Source organism: Rhizobium giardinii bv. giardinii H152 (assembly GCF_000379605.1).
GTDB classification, from domain to species: Bacteria; Pseudomonadota; Alphaproteobacteria; order Rhizobiales; family Rhizobiaceae; genus Pararhizobium; species Pararhizobium giardinii.
This window is the reverse complement of sequence record NZ_KB902638.1, coordinates 1-1,165: the sequence shown is the minus strand read 5'-3', so window position 1 is coordinate 1,165 and position 1,165 is coordinate 1. Positions and strand designations below refer to the sequence as shown.

The window sequence follows — 1,165 nt, the reverse complement described above, 5'->3', positions numbered from 1 at the left end:
GATTCGACGTCATAAAGACTCGAGCGCCTCTCCAGACATGCCAAGCGACCGCATCGCGCTCAATAGAATATCGCATAGCAATACGGCATATTGTATAATCGAATCTGTTTTCGTCAAGGAAAATGTTTCGGCCGCGGTAGAGGGTTTGAGCGGGCTGTTGGAGTGAGCCGGCACGCTGGGCATCTTAAGCGAAATAGCGCGTAGAAACGGAGTGCTACCGAGTTGACGCCCGGCAGGGTGAGACAGGGCTCTGCTTCAAAGCCAACGTCACTTTTTGGATCTACGAACCGGATGCCATTGAACAATGCTGGACTTGCACCACCGTGGGAAATTTCCGGGCTCGTGGCACGCCAATTACGCGCGTGCGAAATGACCTTTGGGCAATCCTGGCTTTCAAAATTGACATTATTTTTGATTATGCAATATTGAACATTGCATAATAATGCACGCAGACGAGGCTTGGTTGTTAGAGTTCCGTTGGGGAAATAGAATGATCAGCAATGGAATGATGGGACGCGCGCTAGGCGTTTTGACGACCGAGGGCGACTCCGTGTTGCCGCGCGGCTATGTCGCTAACCCTGAGACATTCGATTTCCCGATCATCACGGAAAAAGTCGAAGGCGCCCATATGGATCGGCTCTGGGCCCGCGATCCCTCGATTGAGTCCGCCGTAATCGGCGCAGCCGAACGTCTGGTAAAAAGGGGTGCTGTCGCACTTGCTTCAGATTGTGGCCTTTTTTCTTGGCATCAGCCTGCGGTGGCAGCAGCGGTGGACGTTCCCGTAATCTTATCGAGTCTGCTTTTGTTGCCTCTCTTGCTGCGTCAGGCGAGCCGTGCGGCGAAGATTGGAATTTTGAGTGTCTCCTTGCCGTCCCCCTACGATGACACGGCTCTCGGCATTGAGAATTCGGCTGATAGGAGCAGGGTGGTTTTCGGTGGTTGCGAAGGTGCGTATGAGCAGAGCGTCAAGACGCGCAATCCCGCAGAGGTGACTATCTCTAACAAGATGACGGGCCTTGAGGCAGATGTAATTGCAGGCGCAACACGCTTGCGAGCGTCTCATCCAGACGTTGCGACCATTCTACTTACCTGCACCGCTTTCCCTTGCGTTGCTCCAGCACTGCGAAAGAGAATTGGCGTACCGGTTTACGGCATTACGGATCTC

Annotated in this window: 1 protein-coding gene; it reads left to right on the top strand. The window is 53.5% G+C overall.

Annotation, left to right across the window (positions count from 1 at the left end; genetic code table 11):
* Positions 1–490: 490 nt before the first annotated feature.
* Positions 491–1,165, top strand: a 675-nt coding sequence (locus A3AY_RS0112795; protein WP_018326061.1) for an aspartate/glutamate racemase family protein, incomplete at its 3' end; no start/stop codon positions are given.